At 67.4% G+C, this 20,204-nt stretch carries 19 protein-coding genes; 14 read left to right on the forward strand and 5 right to left on the reverse strand.

Features of this window, described 5'->3' with window-relative positions; genetic code table 11:
- Positions 1-3 precede the first annotated feature (3 nt).
- The 5 genes from WG208_RS09930 to WG208_RS09950 form a co-directional block, all read right to left on the reverse strand.
- The gene (locus WG208_RS09930; RefSeq protein WP_337171184.1) at positions 4-1,392 is read right to left on the reverse strand and encodes a glucose-6-phosphate isomerase; all 1,389 of its coding nucleotides are present in this window, start codon (positions 1,390-1,392) and stop codon (positions 4-6) included.
- Positions 1,389-2,228: an MBL fold metallo-hydrolase gene (locus WG208_RS09935; protein WP_337171185.1), complete on the reverse strand. Its 840-nt coding sequence runs from the start codon at positions 2,226-2,228 to the stop codon at positions 1,389-1,391. The genes WG208_RS09930 and WG208_RS09935 overlap by 4 nt, the downstream gene beginning before the upstream one ends.
- Before the next feature lie 14 nt (positions 2,229-2,242).
- Positions 2,243-3,742, reverse strand: coding sequence for a pyruvate kinase (pyk, locus tag WG208_RS09940; protein WP_337171186.1), 1,500 nt, complete (start codon positions 3,740-3,742; stop codon positions 2,243-2,245).
- Complete coding sequence (gene tal / locus WG208_RS09945; RefSeq protein ID WP_337171187.1) at positions 3,742-4,866, reverse strand: transaldolase; 1,125 nt, start codon at positions 4,864-4,866, stop codon at positions 3,742-3,744. Before tal ends, pyk begins: the two co-directional genes overlap by 1 nt.
- 223 nt (positions 4,867-5,089) lie before the next feature.
- Positions 5,090-5,317 (reverse strand): hypothetical protein, encoded by a 228-nt coding sequence (locus WG208_RS09950; protein ID WP_337171188.1) that lies wholly within the window; start codon positions 5,315-5,317, stop codon positions 5,090-5,092.
- On the opposite strand from WG208_RS09950, the gene WG208_RS09955 reads away from it, so the two are divergent.
- The 14 genes from WG208_RS09955 (at position 5,301) to WG208_RS10020 (ending at position 20,124) form a co-directional block, all read left to right on the forward strand.
- Positions 5,301-6,566, forward strand: a complete 1,266-nt coding sequence (locus tag WG208_RS09955; protein ID WP_337171189.1) for a S41 family peptidase — start codon at positions 5,301-5,303, stop codon at positions 6,564-6,566. The two genes, WG208_RS09950 and WG208_RS09955, sit on opposite strands and share 17 nt — an antisense overlap.
- A gap of 107 nt (positions 6,567-6,673) precedes the next feature.
- Positions 6,674-7,459, forward strand: a complete 786-nt coding sequence (locus WG208_RS09960) for a hypothetical protein (RefSeq protein WP_337171190.1) — start codon at positions 6,674-6,676, stop codon at positions 7,457-7,459.
- A 129-nt stretch (positions 7,460-7,588) separates the two neighbouring features.
- Positions 7,589-8,161: a prepilin-type N-terminal cleavage/methylation domain-containing protein gene (locus WG208_RS09965; protein WP_337171191.1), complete on the forward strand. Its 573-nt coding sequence runs from the start codon at positions 7,589-7,591 to the stop codon at positions 8,159-8,161.
- Complete coding sequence (locus WG208_RS09970; protein WP_337171192.1) at positions 8,158-8,496, forward strand: hypothetical protein; 339 nt, start codon at positions 8,158-8,160, stop codon at positions 8,494-8,496. The genes WG208_RS09965 and WG208_RS09970 overlap by 4 nt, the downstream gene beginning before the upstream one ends.
- Complete coding sequence (locus WG208_RS09975; RefSeq protein WP_337171193.1) at positions 8,493-9,155, forward strand: prepilin-type N-terminal cleavage/methylation domain-containing protein; 663 nt, start codon at positions 8,493-8,495, stop codon at positions 9,153-9,155. Before WG208_RS09970 ends, WG208_RS09975 begins: the two co-directional genes overlap by 4 nt.
- Before the next feature lie 7 nt (positions 9,156-9,162).
- The gene (locus WG208_RS09980) at positions 9,163-9,954 is read left to right on the forward strand and encodes a hypothetical protein (protein WP_337171194.1); all 792 of its coding nucleotides are present in this window, start codon (positions 9,163-9,165) and stop codon (positions 9,952-9,954) included.
- Positions 9,951-11,153 carry a PilN domain-containing protein gene (locus WG208_RS09985; protein ID WP_337171195.1) on the forward strand — a complete coding sequence of 401 codons (1,203 nt, stop codon included), beginning with the start codon at positions 9,951-9,953 and terminating at the stop codon, positions 11,151-11,153. The genes WG208_RS09980 and WG208_RS09985 overlap by 4 nt, the downstream gene beginning before the upstream one ends.
- 11 nt (positions 11,154-11,164) lie before the next feature.
- Positions 11,165-11,722, forward strand: a complete 558-nt coding sequence (locus WG208_RS09990; protein WP_337171196.1) for a hypothetical protein — start codon at positions 11,165-11,167, stop codon at positions 11,720-11,722.
- Entirely contained in the window at positions 11,722-12,309 is a 588-nt protein-coding gene (locus WG208_RS09995) for a hypothetical protein (protein WP_337171197.1), read from the forward strand. The genes WG208_RS09990 and WG208_RS09995 overlap by 1 nt, the downstream gene beginning before the upstream one ends.
- Complete coding sequence (locus tag WG208_RS10000) at positions 12,309-14,126, forward strand: secretin N-terminal domain-containing protein (protein ID WP_337171198.1); 1,818 nt, start codon at positions 12,309-12,311, stop codon at positions 14,124-14,126. Before WG208_RS09995 ends, WG208_RS10000 begins: the two co-directional genes overlap by 1 nt.
- The gene (locus WG208_RS10005) at positions 14,126-15,676 is read left to right on the forward strand and encodes a GspE/PulE family protein (protein ID WP_337171199.1); all 1,551 of its coding nucleotides are present in this window, start codon (positions 14,126-14,128) and stop codon (positions 15,674-15,676) included. The genes WG208_RS10000 and WG208_RS10005 overlap by 1 nt, the downstream gene beginning before the upstream one ends.
- On the forward strand, positions 15,673-16,953 hold the full coding sequence (locus WG208_RS10010) for a type II secretion system F family protein (protein ID WP_337171200.1): 1,281 nt from the start codon (positions 15,673-15,675) through the stop codon (positions 16,951-16,953). Before WG208_RS10005 ends, WG208_RS10010 begins: the two co-directional genes overlap by 4 nt.
- A 188-nt stretch (positions 16,954-17,141) precedes the next feature.
- On the forward strand, positions 17,142-18,746 hold the full coding sequence (locus WG208_RS10015) for a DUF1800 domain-containing protein (RefSeq protein WP_337171201.1): 1,605 nt from the start codon (positions 17,142-17,144) through the stop codon (positions 18,744-18,746).
- Positions 18,747-18,813: 67 nt separating this feature from the next.
- Complete coding sequence (locus tag WG208_RS10020; protein ID WP_337171202.1) at positions 18,814-20,124, forward strand: DUF1501 domain-containing protein; 1,311 nt, start codon at positions 18,814-18,816, stop codon at positions 20,122-20,124.
- Positions 20,125-20,204 lie beyond the last annotated feature (80 nt).

Here is a 20,204-nt window from a genome sequence, read left to right on the forward strand (position 1 = left end):
ACGTTACATGCGCCAGCGGGGGTCCGGCTTGGGAAGTGCATCCCATTCCACACGGGCGGCATCGCTGCCCGCACGGCCGAGCATCGCATAGGCAAACTGCTTGCCCAGTTCCACGCCGGGCTGATTGAACGCATCGACCCTGTACAGCGCACCGGCGTAGGCGGTGGCCAGTTCGAACGTCTGCATCAGTGCGCCCATGTGCCAGGCGTCCACCGCATCGACGTGCAGTGTGGCATTGAAACGCCCCCGCGCCGCCAGTGCGCCGGCGGTGGCGCGCTGTTCGATATCGATGAGCTCTCCGAGCGTGTGTCCGCCGAGATAGCCCAGCTCGGGGATGTCCCCGTGACGCGCCGGAATGCGGCCTTCGTCCTCCCGACCGCGCACGGCGATGAAGGTGACCGTCTTGTCCTGTGGCCCTTCCATGAACAACTGCACCTGGGAGTGCTGATCGGTCGCCCCCAGTGCGGGCAGCGGCGTGGGGCCCACCGACGTGCCATCGGGCAGGATCTTGCCCAGGGACTCGGCCCAGAGCTGCACGAACCACAGCGCGAGATCCCGGAGCGGATCGGCATACGGCATGAGCACCTGGATGCGGCGGCCGTGACGCGTATCCGCCAGCCACTGCAGCACGGCGAAGGCGCCGGGGAGATTGCGCGTGAGGTCCTCACCTTCGGCCAGCAGGGTGACGTGCGCCGCACCGCCCAGCAGGGCCCGCACATCGATGCCCATGATGGCCGCGGGGAGAATGCCCACCGGAGAGAACACCGAGAACCGTCCACCCACATTGGGCGGAATGTCGAGCGTGGTGATGCCTTCGGCGCGCGCGATGCGGCGCAGCGCCCCCACTTCGGGATCGGTCACGAACACCAGATGCGCCCGGGCCTGTTCCTCGCCGAGTGCCTGCGCCAGCACCTCACGCACGATGAGATACTGGGCCATCGTTTCCACCGTCCCCCCCGACTTCGACACCACGAGCACCCGGGTGCGCGCCAGGTCGAGACGGGCCAGCGTGGCCGCGATGGTGGCCGGGTCGACATTGTCGAGCACGTGCAATCGCGGATGGCCATGGCGTTGCGCGGCGGTCAGCGCGTTCCATTGCGGAGCGCAGAGTGCCGTGCGCAGCGCGATGGGTCCCAGCGCCGACCCGCCAATGCCCAGCAGCAGCACGTCGTCGAAACGGCCGCGCGTATCCTGCGCCACGTCGACACTGGCCCGCAGCAGCGTCTCGTTGGTGGGGAGGCTCAGAAAGCCCAGCTGGTCCTGCTTCGCCATCACCTGCCGATGTGCCGCGCGAAAGGCCTCCGCGGCATCGGTCCATTCCGGCGCGGTGATTCCGGCGCCACTCGGCAGAGCGCCGGCCATCATGTTCGTGAAGTCGAGCGAGAGCGTCATGATCGGGCGCGTTCGGGCAGGTCCACCACCAGGCCGTCATGAGCCGGCGCGATGCCGGCCGGCAGCTCGGCGACGAGTGCTGCGTGAAAGTTGTCGTGCGTCAGATGCGTGAAGTACGTGCGTTCCGCGCCCACCCGCCGGGCCATGGCAATGGCCTCGTCGATGGACAGATGTGACGGATGCGCGTGACGCAGCAGGGCGTTCAGCACGAGCACCCGCACCCCTGCCAATGCCTCGAGCGCGTCCGGTGGCAACGTCTTGGCGTCGGTGACATATCCGATGTCTCCGATACGATACGCCGTGACCGAAGCGCGGCCATGGGGTACGGAGAACGGCAGCACGCGAACCCCCTGCACCTCGAAGGGCACACCGGAGGTGACGGGCACTGGACGCCCCTGCGGGCGGGTGGTTCCCGGTGATGGACGATGGTGTTCATCCACCACGTACGGGAAACGTGTGGCCAGCGTGGCCAGCGTGGCGGCCTCCCCGTACAGCGGCAGTGGCGTGGGGCGATGAATGGTGATCGCCCGCAGATCGTCGATGCCGTGAATGTGGTCGGCATGTTCGTGCGTGTAGAGCACGGCATCGACCGACGCGATGCCCGCCGCCACCAGTTGCAGACGGAGCTCCGGTGGCGTGTCGATGAGCAATCGCACGGGCGTCTGCGGAGTTCCGTGCGGATTCTCATGCAGGTTCCCGTGCGGGGCGTCGATTTCGATGACGGCCCCGCAGCGGGATCGTTTGTCGCGCGGATCGGGCGAATGGCATACCGCACAGCCGCACCCGATCTGTGGCACGCCGAAACTCGTGCCGGTTCCCAGGAAGATGAGTCGCATCCCGGGAGTGGTGGTCAAACCGTTTCGACCTTGAGCAGGTTGGTGGTTCCCGGCACGTCGAACGGCACGCCGGCAGTCACCAGCACGCGGTCACCCTTGGTGACCAGGTTGAGGTCGAGCGCTTCACGCAGCGCCATGGCCACCATGTGGTCGTAGCCACGCGCGGTGGGCACGAGTCGGGGCACCACGCCCCACACCAGGGCGAGCTGACGGCAGACGCGCGGCTCGTCGGTGAGCGTGAGAATGGGCACGCTGGGCCGGTGCGAGGCGACGATGCGCGCCGTGAACCCGCTCTTGGTGAACACGATCACCAGTGGAGCGTCGAGCATGCGCACGGCGGCCACCGTGGCGGCCGCGATCGCTTCCTCGGTGTTCACGCCGGCCATCACGCGGCGTTCGTACTTGCGCGGATGAATGGCCGCCGGATGGATCTCGATTTCCTTGATGATGCGGCGCATCGCCTCGACGGCGAGACGCGGATAATGTCCCGCGGCCGTCTCCGCCGACAGCATCACGGCGTCGGTCCCGTCGAGGATGGCGTTGGCCACGTCGCTGGCCTCGGCGCGCGTGGGGCGTGGATTGTCGATCATCGACTCCAGCATCTGCGTGGCGGTGATGACCGGACGTCCCATGCGATTGGCCGTCGCGATGATGTGCTTCTGCGCGATGGGGACTTCCTCGAAGGGCAGCTCCACGCCGAGATCACCGCGGGCGACCATGACGGCGTCCGTCGCACGCATGATCTCCTCGATGTTCTCGAGCGCCACGTCCTTCTCGATCTTCGCCACGATGAGCATGGTGCGCGGGATCAGCGCCCGCAGCTCCTCGATATCCTGCGCCCGACGCACGAAACTCAGCGCGATCATGTCGAGCTCGTGCGCCACGGCAAAGGCCAGATCGGCCTTGTCCTTCTCGGTGAGCGAGGGCGCCGACACGGCGATGCCGGGCAGGTTCATGCCCTTGTTGCTCGTGAGTGTGCCGCCGTGCACGACGGTGGCCCAGACCCGCGGATTCTCCACGCGCGTCACGACCAGTTCGAACAGACCGTCGTTGATGAGCACACGGTTGCCCGGATTCACGTCGTGGCAGAGGTCCGCATACGTGATGGGGATCTCGTCGCCGCTGGCGAGCGCTTCGGGCACGAGGACCACTTCGCCCCCCACCTCGAGTTCACGCGGCGCCGGCAGCACGCCGATGCGGATGCGCGGGCCCTGCAGGTCCGCGAGAATCGCCACCGGACGTCCCGCCGCGGCCGACACTTCGCGCACCGCCTTGATGGTGCGCTCGTGGATCTCGTGCGTGCCGTGCGAAAAGTTGATGCGGGCCACGTCGAGCCCCGCATCGACGAGCGCACGGATGCCCTCGGGGGAATTGCTCGACGGGCCGAGCGTTCCGACGATCTTGGTGCGCGGCACGTACGGTCGCTGAATCGTGTTCGTCACTTCGGGCACGGGTGCATCCACGGCGGCGCGCTCCGGACCGGTGCGCGGAATGGTCATGGGCTCGATGGGCATCAGTGACTCCCCACCAGCGTGGCGCGTTTGCGCCCGAGGCCCGCGAGGAGCGTCACGAACGACTGTTCGAACGACGCCAGTCCCTCCGCCAGCAGGGTGTCCGTCACCGCCTGCAGCGAGATGCCCTGGGCTTCGAGCGCGGCCAGGGCGCGCTCGGCGTCGGCGACGTGCTCGGTGACCGACTGCCGCACTTCCCCATGATCCCGGAAGGCTTCGAGGGTGGCCGGCGGCAGCGTGTTGACCGTGTCGGGGCCGATGAGCTCTTCCACGTAGATCACGTCGCGATACGCGGGATTCTTGGTGCTCGTGCTGGCCCAGAGCGGCCGCTGCACGCGGGCGCCCAGCGTCGACAGCGCTTCCCAGCGCGCGCCGGAGAACGACGCCTGGAAGAGCCGGTAGGCCAGCTTCGCATTGGCGATCGCCGCCTTCCCCTGCAGGGCGAGCAGCGCCGCATCGTCGTTCGCCGCCGCGGCCTTCGTGGCCAGTTGTTTGTCGATGGCGGAGTCGACGCGGCTCACGAAGAAGCTCGCCACCGAGGCCACGTTGTGCACCGGCAGGCCCGCCGCCGCGCGCGCCTCGAGTCCGGCCAGGTAGGCTTCGATGACCCGGGCATGCGCTTCGATGGAAAAGAGCAGCGTGACATTCACGTTGATGCCGTCGGCGATCAGCGTGCGGATGGCTTCGGCACCTTCGACCGTGCCGGGCACCTTGATCATCAGGTTCGGACGGTCGACGATGGCCCACAGACGACGGGCTTCCGCCACCGTGCCGGCCGCATCGCGCGCCAGATCGGGCGAGACTTCCAGCGAGACGTATCCATCCACGGCCGCGGTCGTCTCATAGACACCGCGGAAGGCATCGCAGGCGTCCCGCACATCGGTGGTGGCCAGCACGAAGAACGCGTCACGGTCGTCGAGCGACGGCTCGACCGTCGCCAGCTGTGCATCGTACGCCGCCCCTTCGGCCAGGGCCTTCTCGAAAATCGTCGGATTGGAGGTCATCCCCGTGAGGGCATCCTCGGCGATCCGGCGGGTCAGGTCTCCGTTGGAGAGCATGACGCGGTCGATGTAGTCCAGCCAGAGTGACTGGCCGGCGGCGTGCAGCGCGTGAAGACGTTTGGACATGACAGGGAAAAAGGCGACGGTCGGTTACGGCACAACCATGCATCCTAATGGGCTGCACGATCCCCGGTCGAGAGCGTGACGACCCGTTACTGAAACAGGACCGGAATCTTTCAATCTACAACAACCCGCCCGCTCATCCGACCGGACGAATCCCCGGAACCCGACTACACTTGAAGACCATGGAGCTTCGGGACACCTTCGCGTTTCACGTGCGGCCGCAGAGTCAGCCGATGTCCCCGTGGGCGAAAGTGCGGGCAGTTACGTGGGCGATCGTCGGCGCGACGGTCATGAGCGCCTGCGCCTCGTCCGGAAGGCCGGCCGCGAGCACCGGGGACACCCGGCCGGCAAGCTCATTGGCGGCTGAGGCGACGCCGGCCGCGTGCGGGACGGTAACCCCGACCGTCACCCGCCGTGACGAGGCGGCGGAGACGCCGGTGGCCACGTTCGACACGGCATGGAGCATCATCCGGCGCACCCACTGGGACACCACCTACAACGGCGTGAACTGGCTGGCCCTGCGCGATGAACTCCGTCCCCGGGCCGCCGCGGCCCGCACGCGGGGAGAGCTGCGTGCGGTGCTCTCGGACATGGTCGGCCGTCTTCGCCAATCCCACTTCGCGGTGATTCCGCAGGAACTCGCCGACGGAGTGTCCGGTGGAAACGACAGCGGCGAGCCCACGCGCGGAGGAGGAGGATGGCTGGGTGTCACCTACCGCTATCTGGACGGCGCGATGGTGCTGACGGCCGTGGACAGCGGCGGGCCCGCCGGGCGGGCCGGCGCACGCGCGGGCTGGACACTGGAGGCGATCGGGGGTTGCCCGCTGTCGGGACGCCTGGCCGGGCTCCGGCTGACGGGAAATTCCGACCCGCGATCCGACCAGCGGCAGGTGGCCCTGAGCGCCTGGCAGACCACCACCCGGCTGCTGGACGCCGCTCCAGGCGATACCCTGTCCGTGACGTTCCGGGCGCCGGACGGACGGCGCCTTTCGCCCACACTCACCCTGGGCGAACCGCCGGGCGTGATCACGAAGTTCGGCAATCTGCCCCCCATGGTCGCGCATCTCACGTGGCATCGGGTCCGGCAGGACGGCCGCACCATCGGGGTCATCCGGTTCAACACCTGGATGCCGGTGCTGAGTTCCCTGTTCGACGCGGCCATCGATTCGCTCCGGACGGCGGACGCCATCGTGCTCGACGTGCGTGGCAACCTGGGCGGCGTGGGCGGGATGTCCATGGGCGTGGCCGGTCACTTCGTGGACACGGTGCTCGCACTGGGCACCATGCATCAGCGAGGGGTGACGCTGCGCATGGTGACCAATCCGCGGCGCGTGGACACCCGGGCGCAGCCGGTGCGACCCTTTGCCGGTCCCCTGGCAATCGTGGTGGACGAACTGTCCGCCAGCACCACGGAGATCTTCGCGGGCGGGCTGCAGGCGCTGGGCCGGGCCACGGTCTTCGGGTCGCAGACCGCGGGACAGGCCCTGCCCTCGGTCCCGGAGCGACTGCCCAATGGGGATATCCTGTATCACGCCATCGCCGACTTCATCGGTGCCAGCGGTCGCCCGGTGGAGGGCGATGGGGTTCGCCCCGATCATGTGACGCCACCCACAGTTCGGGCGTTGGTTGAAGGGCAGGATCCGGCGCTGCAGGCCGCGCTGATCTGGGCGGCCCGTCAGACCGGGCGCCCGCCCGTTCCCTGAACCGCCCTGAACCGCATGAACGTCGGCGTGAAGCGCATGTCGGTTCCTGTGCCTCGTCACCGGTTGTCACGTCATCTCTGCTGGAGCATCCCCTGATGCGGATTCCCATGCGCCGTTTCCGTGGCGCGTCCTCGCTGCCGAACGTGGCGCGTACCCTGGCCGCGGCGTTCGTCGTGACCGTCGCGTGGCCTGCCCTGCTGCCGGCCCAACCGCTTCCGTCGGCGGCCGATCTCATCGCCCGGCACATCACGGCCATCGGCGGCGGCGAGGCGTTCAAATCGCTCACCTCCATCCGTCAGGTCGGCGTGATGGAGATGCCGTCGATGGGCTTGTCCGCGCAGGCCGAGAACATCTCGGCCGCGCCGAACAAGATGGCCATGAAAGCCAGCATCGCCGGGGTCGGCGAGATCGTGTCCGGCACGAATGGCGAAGTGGCCTGGCAACTGAACCCGCTGCAGGGGCCGCGTCTGCTGGAAGCGCAGGAGCTGACCGATGCCCGGGAAGCCGCGGATTTTTACGGCAATCTGCTGTTCGCGGCCGATCGATTCTCCAAGATGGAGACCGTGGGCGTCACCGACTTTGCCGGCGAGAAGGCGTATCGGGTGAAGCTCACGCGCAAGGCGACGGGCAAGGAAAGCACGCAGTACTTCTCGACCACCAGCGGCTTGCTCATCGGCTCCGAAGCCACGCAGGAATCGGCCATGGGTTCGACGACCATGACGATGGTGCTCACGGATTACAAGGATTTTGGCGGGCGCAAGTTCCCCACCCGGAGCGAGGCCATGGTGGGGCCCAACAAGATCGTGCTGACCATCCGCGACGTGTCAGTGAACGATGTGCCGGACGCGGCCTTCGCCGTGCCCGATGCCGTGAAGTCGCTCATCAGGAAGTAACAGACCGTCGAATAGAGACCGGCTGGAGACGGGCGCGGCGACCACGATGCGTCGCGCCCGCGACGGTGTTACATCGCGGGACTTCAGCAGGACACCGGCGCGACTTCCCGGGAGGATTTGTTGACTTCCGTGGTCACGATCCGAGATTGTGCGGATGTGCCCCGCACGCCGCCCGCGCTCTGTGATTTCGCGCACATTCATCGACTCGCCTCCCCGCGATCGTTCCGCGTGCGATCGTTCCGCACGCGGCGCGGCTATACGCTCGTGGAGTTGCTGGTCGTGATGACGATCATCGGCATCGGCGCCACCTTGGCCACGGTGGCCTGGTGGCCGCGCGGCCGCGGCGAGGATCGTGACGACGCCCGCGCCGCGGTGCGTTCGGCCGGGGACGTGGTGAGTCTGGGGCGAAGACTGGCGGCCGCCCGTGGCGAGCGACTGCTCGTGCACATGAACGACGCGGGACGTTGGACGGTGCGCAGTCGACGCGCCTCCACCACACAGGACGCCGCGGCGGTCGTGCTGGCGGACGGACAGATCGTGGGTACACCGGATACGGAACACGCGACGGCGTGGCCGCGCGCCTTCACACTGGAGATCGACCCACTGGGCACCTGCCTTCCCGTCGACGCGACGGCACGTGATGCCCCCTTCGATCCCACGCGATGCCGGTGGCTGGATGACACAGCCGGAATGCGCCCATGACGCTGCTCGAAGCGTTGCTCGCGACGGTGATTCTGGCCGTGGTCGCCGTGGCCTGCCTCGAAGGCACTCATGGTGCCGCCGACCTCCAGCATCGTGCCGCAGCCGTGAACGCCGCGTTGTCCCGTGCGGAGTCGGCATTGGAACAGGCACGGGAGCCCTTCGCGCCACCCGTGAGCGGGGTTCATGCAGAAGGCGGCGCCCAGGTGCATCGCATGGGGTACACGCGGTTCCCCGATGCCCGCGTGGAACGGGTGAGCGTGGAAGTGCGGGATGCCGACGGACGCCTGGTGCGTCTCACCCGTCTGGTGGAGCAACGCCCGGGGACGGTGCGATGAATCGCCGGTCGGGTTTCACCTTGCTGGAGGTGGCGATTGCGCTCTCACTCACGGCCATGGCCGCGGGGGTCGCCGCCGGTGCACTCTGGGCGGCGCGGCGCACCAGTGAAGTGCAATCCCGTTTCGCCACGGAGGAGGCCACCGGGATGCGCTGGCGCGCCCTGTTGACGGATATGCTGCGTCATGCGCCGTCGGCCGAACGCGTGAACGAACCGCTGCTCACTCTGCGCGAGACGGAATACGGACCCGAACTCCGCTTTCTTTCGCAGGGGGTGGTGGAGCCCTTCGGCACAGGGGCCATCTGGGCCGTCGTGGTGCGTGAGGACAGGCTCGGCGTGTTGCTGGAAGCAGAACCATTGGGGATCCCGTCAGCGACGATGCCCGACGGGACACACACACCCGCGCTGCTGGCCCGTGTCCCCGCTTCCGGTGCGCTGCAGATCGAACTGCTGGAAGCGGCGGTGGGTGGCGCCGGTGTCCGCAACGGTGTGGACAACAACGCACGCTGGCGCACCGACTGGCCCCTGGCGCAGATGCGGCCATCGGCCATCACCATCCGGTGGCAGGATCGTCGGACGGGTGATCCTGTCGTCGATCGTGCGGCCTCGCCTTTTGTGCTGCATCTGGATGCGTTCGTGGGCGCAGGTGTGGATCGGTGACAAATCCATGACGAGGTCCATCCCCCGCACACGACGCGGCACGGCGCTGCTGGCCACGCTGTTTGCCGTCACTCTGTTGGCCACCGTGACGGCCATGGCCAGTCGTGGAGCACGCAGCACGGCATCGTTGACGGCCAACCGTCGCGCGCAGACGGTGGCACGCCTGATGGCGGAGAGCGGCGTCATCGCCGCACGGGCGCACATCGAATCGCTCCTGCGGCATGCCGGTGATCCCGACGCTTTGCAGGAAAACGTCGACAGCGATTTCGATCGTCTGCTCACCGCGGTATCGACCTCCAACGCGCCCGTGATCGCCGATTCGCTCGACGATGGTGCATTTGCCGCCACGGTCGTGAACGCCAGCGCGCGTCTCGATATCAACACCGCCGGCCGCGAGGGATTGGAAACACTCTTCCGTACGGTCCTGGACGCCGGCACGGCGCAGCGCATCGCATCGCGTCTCGACGCCCGGGTGCGCGGAAACGATCGTGGTGAGGCCGTACGGCACCCCTTCGAATCGCTCGACGAAGTGGAGGCCTTCCTCGGCAACGATGCGCGCTGGCTTGCGCCGGTGGCCGAACAGCTCACGGTGGATGGTGACGGCACGATCGACCGGCGACATGCGCCCAGGTCGGTGCTCGCCGCGGCCGCCGGCTCCCTCAGCGATCGACCCACACGGCTCGTGATCGTTGCGCGAGGCTGGCAGCGCGATGCGTTGCTGTCGCGCGAGATCCAGGCGGTCTTTGCCGTGCAGGGCACCGAACTGCGCCTCGTCCGCTGGCGGGAGATGAGCCGATGAGCCGCCGCGCGGTCCTCGTCCTCGAATCGCATCGGGTGCAGGTGGTGCACGATGCCGGTGCACGATCCACACATGAAGTGTCTTGGAACCCCGACGCCCCCGCCGATATCGTCGAGGCGGTGCGTGATATCCTGACCCAATCGGGAGGTGTGCCGCGGGAACTGACGCTGATCGTGGGTCTCGGGTTCCTTGAACCGGTGCGTCACGACCTGCCATCGGTGCCGGCGTCCGTGCGGCATCGGATGCTGCGGGCCGATCGCGATCGGTTTTTCGTGTGTGAGGGTGATGTCGCCACCGCGCTGGACGGTGACTGGGCCTGTGCCACGGACGCCGCGCGCCTGCGTCGCTGGTGGGACGCATTCGAACGGATCGCGCCCATTCATGCGGTGCTGGCATTGCCCAGCGCCGTGCGAATGGCGGGACTTGTCGGCACCTGGCGGACGGAGGCAGGTCGCGACGAAGGCGGGTTGGTCGTCGTGGATGGCAACGGGCTGGCGGAGATTCGCCGGAGCCGTTTGGCGTCGACTCACCCGGCATCGACCGGAGGTCATCGTGCAGCCCGCGCTGCGGATGCGCTCCCTGCTCCACTCGATGTGCAGGCCCTGGCGCGCATCATTGCCGGCCGTTCGAACATCCCCGCGGCCGATCAGCTGCTCGACACCACGCTCGGCTTGCGACTCGAACGTCGTGAACGTCGTCGCCTCTGGCGTTCGGCGCTGCTCGCCGCCGTCGCGCTGCTGGCACTGGGCTGGGCCGCGAATCAGCGGCAGACACGCACACTGATCGCGCTGGAGGCCGAGCAGGCACGATTGGAAACCGCCGGAGCACCGCCGCGCGCCGCGCAGCAGCGTCTGTTCAGAGCGCTCGACGAACGACGTATCCTCGACGCCTCCGCGCGGGCTGCCCACGCCGCCGATGCCCCCATGGCCGTGCTGGCCAGGCTTGGCACGCTCATTCCCGCGGACGCGTTTGTTCAGCGACTCGAGTGGGATGGCACGCGCTGGCGCATCGACGGCAGTGCCATCAATGCCTCCCGTCTCGTGCCATTGCTCGACGCGGACTCCGTGATCGACGATGTGCAATCGTTGGCACCGAGCACACGGTTTCTCGATGCGGGGCGGGCGAGGAGTTCGTTCGCCATCGGATTTCGTGTGGCGGGAGATGCGACGAGTAACGTGAGCGGAAGCGCCGCGCCATGAAGCGTACCGTCATGAATCGTCCCGTCGCGGCGGGAGACCGGCGGGTCATCACCGGTGCCCTGACCGTGCTGCTGTTGGCGATACTCCTGAGTTATGGCGTTGTGCCGGCCGTTCGCCAGTGGCGCGAACGGGCGCAGCATATCGACAACGCGCGGGAACGCATCGCCGCACTCCGCGGTCTGCTTGAACAGGCGCCGGCACTCGACTCCGCGGCGACTCACGAAGAGCGGTTGTTGGCGGGCAGCCCACGACGCGCGCTCCATGCCGCATCGCCGGCACTGGCAGCCAACGCCCTGCAGGCCCTGCTGCAGGATGCCGGCGAAGGCGCGGGCATGGTGGTCACGCGCGTGGATGTCTCGTCGGTTCTCGACAGCACCGGCGCCACGGGAGGCACGCTGGCCGCCTATGGTGACATTCGTGGTGTGGCCACGTTGTTGCACACGCTGACCATGGGGCCGCGGGTGGTGTTGCCGACATCGCTGACGGTGCAGCAGAACAGTGCCCTGCGCGGAGCACCGGATGTCGTGCAGGTGGTGGTGGGTGTGAAAGCGCCGGTGGTGATCGACTGATGCGCCGCCTGCTCCCCACTCTTCTCGATACGTTGGCAGCCGTGTTCGTGATCGTGGCACTGCTGTTGGCGGTGCTGCCTCTTTCCACAGAAGTTCCGGCCGCGCATCACGAGTTGCCCCGCGAGTCTGCCATCGCCACCCCTGCGGCACTCACCCGTACGAACAATGCCGACGATCAACCCACACGCATCGTCGCCGCCAATCTCTTCAGTGCATCGCGCCGCGCGCCGCGCACGGCCTTCGTAGCTCCCGGCCAGGACTACGGTGCGCCGGCATCCTTTGTTGGCGACACGGATGCGACCGCGGAGTCGACCAGCGCGCCCGAGGTGGTCCTGGAAGGGATCGTGACACATGAAGGGCGTGCGCTGGCGCTGATCCGCGTCGCTTCCTCTTCCTCCTCTGGCGAGGAGCCTGCCACCGAATCATCCCCCTCGTCCCCGCGCCTGCTCGGTGTCGGCGAGCGGATAGGCAATTTTCGTGTACGTACCATCGGCAGTGATCACGTCGTGCTGACGTCAGGCAGCGGGGTCCGCACCCTGCGACTGCATCGGCCACTCTCATCCGACTCCAGCGCCCAGCGCCCGTGATGCATCTTTCCCGCGTGCATGTCAGACCGATCGTCGCCGCGTTGGTCGTGATCAGCGCCGCTGCCGGTCTCCCCCGCTCGCTCGCGGCGCAACGCGCCACGAATGACTCCGCAACCAACGCGCGACGCGGAGGGCCGGGCAACTCGCTCGACTTCGCCAACGCGCGACTGGCCGATGTCATTCGTACGCTGGCGACGATGCTGGGGCGTACGGTGATTCTGAGTGAGATCCCCGATGTCCGGCTCACGCTGGCCACGCCGTCCGCCGTGAGCACCGCGGAACTCGAACGGGTATTGGAGTCGGTATTGGAAGCGCATGGTCTCATGCTGGTGCCGAGTGGTTCGGTGGCGCAGGTCGTGCCGAACGACAAGGCTCCCATGACGGGCGCACTGCGCACGGGATTCGTCTTCCCCGATCCACCGCCGCTCGGACTCGTGTCACAGCTGGTGCCGCTGCAATCCATCCGCGCCGACGAGGGAGCCGACGCGCTCCGCGCAGTGCTGGCCAAGGGTGCACGCGTGGAAATCGTGGCCCGATCCAATGCTCTGCTCATCGTCGATCGCGGCGCCAACATGGTGCGCTATCTCGATCTGCTGCGCACCCTCGACGGCACACCCAGTGGCGAGGCTGGTCTTCGCACGTATGTCGTGAATCTCAAGTACGCCGCGGCCGACGAGATGGCATCGGCCATCGGTTCCCTGTTCGGCGTGCAGGTGGCGAATGCGGCCGGCACCTCGCTCGCCGACCGTTCCCTCTCACGCGCGCTCGACACCTTCCGCAATCGCGAACAGGACACCTTCCGTGCCCGCGCCCTGACGGGCAACACCGGTGCGGGGAATCCCCCCTCCGCGTCGGGTGGCGCCACCGCCGCACGTGACTCGGCGGCAGGCCTGCTCGTGGGCCGGACCACCGTGGTGGCGAACGTGCCCACCAATTCTCTCGTGATCCGGACGGCGCCTCCCAACTTCCCCATGTTGCGGGAAACCATCGACGCGCTCGACACCCGTCCCACGCAGGTGCTGTTCGAAGTGACGATCGCCGAGATCGTGCTGGGGCGGGGGTTCGAATTCGGCATCGACTGGGCCGCCGTGAACCGGGGCGGCGATGTGCAGGCACAGTTCGGCAATCCGGAGATTCCCGATACCGGGTCCACGTCGGCACTGCTGCGGGTCGTGCGTCTCGATGGCACCGGTGTGCGGGCCCTGCTGCGCACGATCGCCTCGAAGAGCGAAGTGCAGGTGCTGTCCACGCCGGAGATCATGGCAGCCAACAACCGCGAAGCCTCGATTCTCGTGGGCAGCAAAGTGCCGTTCATCTCGTCCACCCGCCTTGGCAACGACATCTCCATCGACCGGGCCGTGCAGTACCAGGATGTGGGGACGAAGCTGTCCATCATCCCCACCATCAACGACGACGGTTACATCAGCGTGCAATTGCTGCAGGAAGTGAGTTCGCTCACCCCGCAGACCGTCGCCGCCGCTCTCAGTGCGCCGGTGATCTCCACGCGCGAAGCGAGCACCCGCGCGGTCCTGCGTGACGGGCAGACCGCCGTCATCGCCGGTCTGATCGGCGAATCGCGGCAGACGCTCGATCAGGGACTGCCGGTGCTCAAGGACATCCCCTTCCTCGGCGCCCTCTTCAAGCGGCAATCCACCACGCGTCAGCGCACGGAGCTGGCGATCTTCGTCACGCCCTATGTCGTGCGCTCCGATGCGGACGCCGACTCCGTGCGGGAACGCGTCCGTGAGCGCATGGAACGCCGGTCGCCGGGTGCGCTCGACGATACTCCAGTGACCCGTCGGCCACCGCCGCGCTGATGGTGGACGTTCCGGTGTCCGAAGCGCGGGACCTGCGTGTGGCGGCCGGTGGCCCGCTGGCGCATCGGTTTCCCGTGCGATGGCTGGATGAACATGCCGTGCTGCCCATCGACCTGCAGCAGGGCCGCGCGCGTGTGGCCGCCACGGGCGCTCTGCCGACGACGGTGCGGGACGCACTCGAGCGACGGCTCGAAGCCGATGTCGATCTCGTGATACACGACGCGACGGAGATCCGCGCGGCACTGCTCGCCGCGCCGCGGGTTTCCGACACGTCGAACGAGACGCTGCCGGAGCCAGACGCGGCAGAGGATCTGCGCGCCATGGCGAGTCGCGAACCCGTCGTGCAGGTGGTGAATGCGCTGTTTGCCGAAGCGGCGCGCGCGGGTGCGAGCGACCTGCATCTCGAAAGCACCGCCGACGGATTGCGCGTGCGCATGCGGCTCGACGGTGTGCTGCACGACATGCAGCGTCTGGGACCCGAGTTCCGGGCCGCGGTGATCTCGCGTCTCAAAGTGCTGGCCGAGCTGGACATCGCCGAGCGACGTCTGCCGCAGGACGGACGCCTGCGCATCCGCGCGGGTGAACAGTTTCTCGACGTGCGGGTGTCCACCCTGCCCGCGCTGCACGGCGAGAGTGTGGTCCTGCGTCTGCTCGACGGCGGTGATGACGGAGGGAGTGAAAGTGGTGCGCCCCGCTCGCTGGAAAGCCTCGGCCTGCACGAGAGTATTCTCACGCCCTGGCGTGCATTGGTGAGCCGTCAGACGGGTCTGTTGCTCGTGTCGGGCCCCACCGGTTCGGGCAAGACCACCACATTGCACGCCTCGCTGCGCGAGCGCAGCACGGCGGATGTGAAAGTCGTGTCGGTGGAAGACCCGGTGGAATACCGCCTCGAAGGGGTGGTGCAGTTGCCGACGAACACCCGCGGCGGGTTCGGATTCGCGCAGGCGCTGAGAGCCATCCTCAGGCACGACCCCGACGTGATCCTCGTGGGAGAGATGCGCGATGCGGAGACCGCGGAGATCGCCGTGCGGGCCGCGCTCACCGGCCATCTGGTTCTGAGCACGGTGCATACCACCGATGCCGTCGGCGCGGTCGTGCGCCTGCTGGACATGGGCATTCCGCCCTACCTGCTCGCCGGCACGTTGCAGGGCGTGCTGGCGCAACGACTGGTCCGCCGCACCTGTTCCGCATGCGGACAGTGGCGCGCCGCACGCGACGACGAACAGCGGGCGTTCACGTCGGTGCCGTTCACGTCGGTGCCGTTGGCGCGGATCCGTGAAGGCGTGGGCTGTGCACACTGCGCGCGCTCGGGATTCCGGGGCCGCCTGGCCATCGCCGAACTGCTGGTGGTGTCCGACGCCATGCGCGACGCCATGGCTCACGGCGCCGGCCTGCGTGCTCTGCGTGATCTCGCACGCGATGCCGGCACCCGTTCCCTGTTCGAGGACGGACATCGCGCGGTGGTGGAGGGGATGACCACGCCGTCCGAGATATTGCGCGTGACGGGTCCCACATCGCGCGCGGGAGCCATCCCGCTGGACGACGCGTGAGTCCGTCACATCGATGGCACTATCGCGCGGCCCATGCGGACGGACGCGAAGTGACCGGTGAGTTGTCGGCGTCCACGGCGCAGGATGCGTTGACACAACTCCGCACGGCGTCTCTGTGGGTGATCCATCTCGAACCGCACGACGACACTGCCCGCTCGGATCCCTCATCGGGGTTGTCGGCGGCGTCGCTCGACACGCGGGAGCACTCGCGTACACTCTGGACGCCGTCGTCATGGTGGGCACGCCTCAGTGGGCAACAGGCCGAGTCCCTGGCGGTCCTCGTGCGAGGCATCGCCACCCTGCTCTCGGCGGGCGTTCCCATCGACAAGACGCTCCAGCACGCGTCCACCACCGCTCCCGAGCCGTGGCGTGCGCCCTTGAGCCGTGTACGCAACGCCGTGCGTGACGGACAGCCCCTGTCGGCGGCGTGCAGTGCGGAAGCGGCGCTCCCCCCGATGATGGGCCCGACCATCGCGGCCGCCGAGGCCACCGGAACCCTGCCGACCGCCTTCGTATCGCTGGCGGACTATCTCGAGCGCAACGCCGATTTGCAGGGACGTATCCGCGCGGCGCTGACCTATCCGGTGTTGCTGGCACTCTCGTCGGCGATGGCCACGCTCGTCATCGTGTTCGTGGTGGTGCCACGATTCTCCGCCCTGCTGGTCGACGCCGGCGCGGATCTGCCGTTCAGCACCCGTCTGCTGGTGGGTGTGAGTGCGATCCTGAGTCGCTGGTGGTGGCTCTGGCTGGGCGCGATCGTGAGCGCGCCCGTACTGTTTCGGCAGTGGGTGCGATCACCGGAAGGGCGGCGGCGGTGGCACACCTGGCGGTTCGGTATGCCCGTGTGGGGCAACGCGGAGTGGCATCTCGACAGCGCCCGGTATCTGCGAACGCTGGCACTCGCACTCACCTCGGGGGTCAGCGTGTTGCGCGCGATGGCGTTGGCCCGCCACACGGTGGAGAACGGGGCGTTCGCGGAACGACTGGAGCCCGTGGAAGCGCGCGTGCGTGATGGGCGCCCGCTCGGGGAAGCCATGGGTGACCTGTTGCCGGCGTTGCCCCGTCAGCTACTGGAGGCCGGCGAGGCGGCCGGCGCGCTGGCCCCCCTGGCTGAACGCGCCGCCGCGGCAGCGGAAACCGAAGCGCAGCGCACGATCGCCCGTGTGGTCACACTGATCGAACCCCTGCTGATTCTCGGACTTGGCGGGCTCGTCGGTTTTGTCGCACTCGCGCTGCTGCAGGCCATCTACGGGTTGAACGCCGGCGGACTCCCATAGCGCGTCGTGAGCGCACGATGTGACGGCATCGGCCACGCCCGTCGCTGCCAGGCGAGGGATATCGCGGTATTTACGCACTGTGTGTGTGATCTCACATTGTGATCATACGCAACGCGTTGAGGATGTGTACACTTGATCGTCGATATCACGATCTCCGCGCCCAACGTCCCCACGTAACCGGCCACGCCATGGCATCGAGCGACACCGAGGCACTTTCGGAAATCTCTCCGAACGACCGTGAACCCGGATATGAATCCGGAAGCGAATCCGGCAGCGGATCCGATGGCCACTCCGCGGTGGCCGACCGTCGACGTTTTTTTGCGCTCGGTGCATCGGCGGCCGCTGGATTGGCCATCGGTCGTCAGCTGCAAGCTCAGCGGCCAGTGGGCAGACCCACGCCGCTGCCCGCGGGCACGAGCGCGGGACAGGATCCCTCCGCCCAATGGAAGGATCCACTCCTCCGACTCGTACGCCGGGTGACGATGGGCCTCGCGCCCGCGGACGTGGCGCTGGCCCGGCAGCTGGGCTACAACGGGTATCTCGAGTATCAGCTCCGTCCGGCCAGCATGGACGATGCGGCGCTCGAAAGCACGATCGCCTCGCGGTTGCCCATGACGCAGATGACCGCCGATCTGCTGCGCACCGCCGATGGTGGCGAAGTGGTGGCACAACTCGCCGATGCGGCCTGGTATCGCGCGGCCTTCGCGAAGGCGCAATTGCGTGAACGCATGATCGACTTCTGGACCGATCATTTCACGATCAGCATCAACAAGGTCGGCTTTCTCAAGATGGCCGACGACCGGGAAGTGATCCGCCCTCACGCACTGGGCAAATTTTCCGACCTGCTGCGCGCATCGGCGCACAGTGGGGCGATGCTGTACTATCTCGACCAGAATACCAGCCGCACGCCCACGCCGAACCAGAACTATGCGCGTGAGATCATGGAGCTCCACACCATGGGTGTGGATGGCGGCTACACCCAGACGGACGTCGCGGAGCTCTCGCGCATTCTGACCGGCTGGAGCATGACCAACACCGGCGCGTTCCGCTTCATCCGCTCCTATCACGATCGCAACGCGAAGACCTTCCTGGGACGCAGCTTTCCGGCCATGGCCACCACCGCCACCGACGCCCAGATGCAGAGCGAAGGGGACGCGGCCATCGACATGCTGCTGCAGCATCCGAGCACGGCCCGGTACATCGCGTGGAAGATGGCGCGTTGGCTGCTGGCCTATGAACCGCCCGTGTCGGTCGTGGAAGCCACGGCAGCCACCTTCACACGGACCGGCGGCGACATCCCGTCGATGATCCGCACGATTCTCGCCAGCAGGAACCTCCTGGCGGCGCCGGCGAAGTACAAACGCCCGTTTCACTATGCCGTGTCCGCATTGCGCGCGTTGGGCACCGACACGGTGAGCGTGCAGAACATCCGGTCCGTGCGCACGCGCGCCGATCAGATGGGCATGCCGCTGTTCCAGTGGGAGCAACCCAACGGGTACCCCGATCGCATCGACTGGTGGAGCGGCCTGGTGATCACGCGCTGGTCGTATGCCCAGGCGCTCTCCGTGCAGAACAGCGCGACGGCCACACGCGTCGACTCCATGCTCTTCCGTGCACCCGACAACGCCGACGGCGTAGTGGCGCAGATCGGCTCACGTTTCTTCGCCGGCGAGATGCCGGTCAGTCTGCGCACCGCGTTGCTCACCTATCTCAAGGGTGGCACGTACAACGACACCCGCGTGCGCGAGACGCTGTCCCTGGCGCTCTCCGCCCAGGAGTTCCAGTGGTATTGATCTTGGTACTGATCTTGGTACCGATCGCCCTCCCGTCACCGTCACTTCCCGTCTGCGCCGCATACCCATGACCGACCATCAGCACGACCCGGGATGTCAGGAGTACCATTCGCTCGCGCGCCGGGATTTTCTCACGTTGGCGGGCGGCGTGGGCATCAGCGCGCTGCTGCCGGCCTGGCTGCCCAAGGTGGTGCTCGCCCAGTCCGCGAACTCTTCGCGTGATGTGATCGTCTCGATTTTCCTGAGCGGTGGCACCGATGGCATGTCGCTGGTCGTGCCATTCGGTGATCCCGACTACTACACCGGGCGACCCACGCTGGCCATCCCCCGCCCCGACGCCGCCGGCACGGGCGCCAGGGCCGTGGCGTTGGACAATTTTTTCGGCTTCTCGCCCGGCATGGCCCCGCTCATGCCGGCCTATCAGGCCGGCGATCTGCTGGTCGTGCATGCCACCGGATCGGTGGACACCTCACGTTCCCACTTCGACGCCCAGCGCTACATCGAAGTGGGCAAACCGCAGGACCCCCGCGTGACCGGCGGTTGGCTCGGCCGCCATCTGGCCACGGTGACGCCGCTGCGCAGTGAGGCACCGCTGCGTGCCCTGGGGCTGACGTCGGGACTTCCGCAGACGCTCGTGGGCGGACCGAAGACGTTGCCGATCCCCAATCCCGCCAACTTCACCATCGGCGGCAGTGGCTCCACCTCCGCCGCTCGCACACAATGGCTGGCGCAGAACTATGCCCCCGCCATCGATCCCGTTGCCGACAACGCGCTCGATTCGACCAACACCATCGCGTTGCTGCAGCGCATCAATTTCTCCGGATACGCACCCACCAATGGCGCCGCATATCCGACCTCCGGCTTCGGACAGGCCCTGCGCTCTGCCGCGGCGCTCATCAAAGCGGACGTGGGTGTGGAAGCGGTGCACGCCTTCAATGGCGGGTGGGACACGCATGCCACGCAGGGTCCACTCGCCGACCTGGACGGCGGGTTCATGCACAACAAGATGCTCGACCTGTCACGCGCGCTGGCGGCGTTCCACGCCGATGTCATTCAGGGAACCACGTCGTACGGCGTGACCGTGGTGATCATTTCGGAGTTCGGTCGCAACGCACGGGAGAACGGCACACGGGGCACCGATCACGGCCGCGGCAACGTGGCCTTCGCGATGGGTCGCAAGATCGCCGGCGGACGTGTGCTCACGAACGGCTGGCCGGGACTCGCCCGCGAGAATCTCGAAGCGGGCCAGGACCTGCGTGTCACACTCGATCACCGCGACATGCTGGCGGAGATCGTGCAGAACCGTCTGGGGAATCCCAATCTGTCGGTGGTGTTCCCCGATTTCACTCCACGATTCAGAGGGGTGACGAAGGTGTGAGCGAAGTCCTGAAAGGCCGGCGGATGATCCCTGCACGTCGTGCGTGAGACGTTGCGGGGACCGCCCCCCGGCAATCAGGT

This window comes from Gemmatimonas aurantiaca, assembly GCF_037190085.1.
Taxonomy (GTDB): domain Bacteria; phylum Gemmatimonadota; class Gemmatimonadetes; order Gemmatimonadales; family Gemmatimonadaceae; genus Gemmatimonas; species Gemmatimonas aurantiaca_A.

Excerpts from the sequence above, each read along its gene's own strand:
- WG208_RS09930 (WP_337171184.1), bottom strand. The coding sequence starts at position 1,392 with ATGACGCTCTCGCTCGACTTCACGAACATGATGGCCGGCGCTCTGCCG.
- WG208_RS09935 (WP_337171185.1), bottom strand. The coding sequence starts at position 2,228 with ATGCGACTCATCTTCCTGGGAACCGGCACGAGTTTCGGCGTGCCACAG.
- pyk (WP_337171186.1), bottom strand. The coding sequence starts at position 3,742 with ATGCCCATCGAGCCCATGACCATTCCGCGCACCGGTCCGGAGCGCGCC.
- tal (WP_337171187.1), bottom strand. The coding sequence starts at position 4,866 with ATGTCCAAACGTCTTCACGCGCTGCACGCCGCCGGCCAGTCACTCTGG.
- WG208_RS09960 (WP_337171190.1), top strand. The coding sequence starts at position 6,674 with ATGCGCCGTTTCCGTGGCGCGTCCTCGCTGCCGAACGTGGCGCGTACC.
- WG208_RS09970 (WP_337171192.1), top strand. The coding sequence starts at position 8,158 with ATGACGCTGCTCGAAGCGTTGCTCGCGACGGTGATTCTGGCCGTGGTC.
- WG208_RS09975 (WP_337171193.1), top strand. The coding sequence starts at position 8,493 with ATGAATCGCCGGTCGGGTTTCACCTTGCTGGAGGTGGCGATTGCGCTC.
- WG208_RS09980 (WP_337171194.1), top strand. The coding sequence starts at position 9,163 with ATGACGAGGTCCATCCCCCGCACACGACGCGGCACGGCGCTGCTGGCC.
- WG208_RS09985 (WP_337171195.1), top strand. The coding sequence starts at position 9,951 with ATGAGCCGCCGCGCGGTCCTCGTCCTCGAATCGCATCGGGTGCAGGTG.
- WG208_RS09990 (WP_337171196.1), top strand. The coding sequence starts at position 11,165 with ATGAATCGTCCCGTCGCGGCGGGAGACCGGCGGGTCATCACCGGTGCC.
- WG208_RS09995 (WP_337171197.1), top strand. The coding sequence starts at position 11,722 with ATGCGCCGCCTGCTCCCCACTCTTCTCGATACGTTGGCAGCCGTGTTC.
- WG208_RS10000 (WP_337171198.1), top strand. The coding sequence starts at position 12,309 with ATGCATCTTTCCCGCGTGCATGTCAGACCGATCGTCGCCGCGTTGGTC.
- WG208_RS10005 (WP_337171199.1), top strand. The coding sequence starts at position 14,126 with ATGGTGGACGTTCCGGTGTCCGAAGCGCGGGACCTGCGTGTGGCGGCC.
- WG208_RS10015 (WP_337171201.1), top strand. The coding sequence starts at position 17,142 with ATGGCATCGAGCGACACCGAGGCACTTTCGGAAATCTCTCCGAACGAC.
- WG208_RS10020 (WP_337171202.1), top strand. The coding sequence starts at position 18,814 with ATGACCGACCATCAGCACGACCCGGGATGTCAGGAGTACCATTCGCTC.